This is a genomic window from Devosia geojensis (assembly GCF_000969415.1).
In the GTDB taxonomy this organism is placed as follows: Bacteria; Pseudomonadota; Alphaproteobacteria; order Rhizobiales; family Devosiaceae; genus Devosia; species Devosia geojensis.
Genome location: NZ_JZEX01000035.1, coordinates 1 through 1,880 on the forward strand (window position 1 = coordinate 1; position 1,880 = coordinate 1,880).

The window sequence follows — 1,880 nt, forward strand, 5'->3', positions numbered from 1 at the left end:
ACCGAGATGTACCCTAGGTCGCTCGTCGGAGCGGCAGAGGTGGATAAGAGACAGTACCCCGCCCCTTCCAGCGCCCGCAGGATCTCGACCGTCGATTGCGGGGCGTCGTAGCCGACGCCGTTGGCGAGGCGGCCGTCGCGCAGGGGGTAGTTGGCGAGGACGAGGGCGATGCGGCGGTCGGGGCGAGGTGTCGAGCGGAGGCGCGCCCAGTTGGCGGCGAGATCGGCGGCGCGGGCGATGCCGGCCTCGTCCGGGGCATAGGCGGAAAGGGGGCACTGGGTGCGCTCGTGCCAGACGCCTTCGTGCTTGTGGCCGACGAGGATCATGCCGGAGCGGCCGTCGACCTCGGGCAGGACCACCTGCATGGCGAGGTCCTTCGGCGTGAGGCCGGCCTTGTCCTCGAGCCAGGCCTCGCGCGGGCGGCTGTTCTGCAGGAGCTGGAGGACGGGGGCGTCGGTGCCGGCGAACGGGTTGGCCTTTGGCTCGATGGAATCGAGGCCGAGAGCGAAGCCGGTGAGGTTGAGGATGACGGCGGGCAGGAAGCGCTCGAAGGCGGCCTCGACCATGCGCGCGCAGGGCCCTTCCTTGAGCGACGAGATGACGAGGGGCACGGGTTTGAGGCCGCGCGCTTCGAGGGCGGCGATCAGAGCCTCGATGGTGGCGGTGCCGGCGCCTTCGAGGGCGGCGCGGTAGAAGAGGATGGGGGCGTAGCACGCGCTCCCCTCCCCCTCGATGGGGGATGGGGGGAAGTCTCGGTGGCTCACGGAGCCACCCCCACCCTCGGTTCCTCCCCTCAAGGGGGAGGGAGGCGGATTGTGGTCGCGAAGCGATTGCGGCTCGGAAGGCCCCTTCACCCGGATCGTTTCACGATCCGACCTCTCCCCCAAGGGAGAGGTGTCCCCCTCATCCGCCCTTCGGGCACCTTCTCCCACGAGGGGAGAAGGGGGGGGGCCCAGCTCGGATTCACCAGTCACACCGGGGTTTGCATCGGAGGCAGTCGTGGCCCCCCTTCCCTTCTCCCCCGCAAGGGGGGAGGTGCCAGATTGTGCCACTGGCACCCTCTTGCCATGTGAACCGGCGTCCACCTCCCCCCTTGTGGGGGAGGTTGGGAGGGGGGTGACTGGTTCCGTATATGAACCGAGGCTTCCCCCCACCCCTGGCCCCTCCCCTCCAGGGGGAGGGGAATGGGTCCGTGCGTGGTGTGATTCCAGCGCTTCGGGCTCGATCATGCCGAGGCCGGGGTACCAGAGGCCGAAGCGGGGAAAGGGTTGGATGTCGATGGCATCGATCTCCTCGCCGGCGGCGAGGCGCTTCATCGCGGCGAGCAGGCGGTCGGCGTTGTCGGGGCCGCCGGCGACGATGAGGCCGTGGAGGCGCGACCAGGCGGCCGGGGAGACGGTCGAGCGGTCGACGAGGATGGGATCGGGGTTGGCGTCACCCGAGATGAGGGCCAGCGGGATACGCGCCTGCCCGCCGCGGGCGATCAGTTCGTCGACGCCGTACTGGAAGTAGGAGATGCCGCCGGTGAGACGGAGGACCACGACCTTGGCGTGGCGCACCGTGTTCTCGATCCAGAGGTCGACCGAGAGGTTGTGCGAAAGGCGCATGAGGTTGGCGAGGCGCAGTGTCGTTGGAACAGGTCGGCCGCTGTCGCGCGCCTGGGCTTCGCCCGCGCGGTCGGCGGCGGCGGCCAGCATCATCAGCTCGCTGTCGGCAAAGGAGCCGTAGACGATCTCGCCGGGGGTCTGGGCGAGGTCGATGGCCTCGCCTTCCTGCTGCAATGCGCCCGCCTGGGCGGAAAGAAGATGCATCAAACTATTCCAACGGCACGGAACCGGCGGCCGAGCGCCTCCCTCCCCCTTGAGGGGAGGGATCGAGGG

1 protein-coding gene is annotated in these 1,880 nt (G+C 69.6%); it reads right to left on the reverse strand.

Annotated elements, in window-relative coordinates:
- Nucleotides 1-1,811, reverse strand: a 1,811-nt coding sequence (locus VE25_RS02190) for a cobaltochelatase subunit CobN (protein WP_046106950.1), incomplete at its 3' end; no start/stop codon positions are given.
- Nucleotides 1,812-1,880 lie beyond the last annotated feature (69 nt).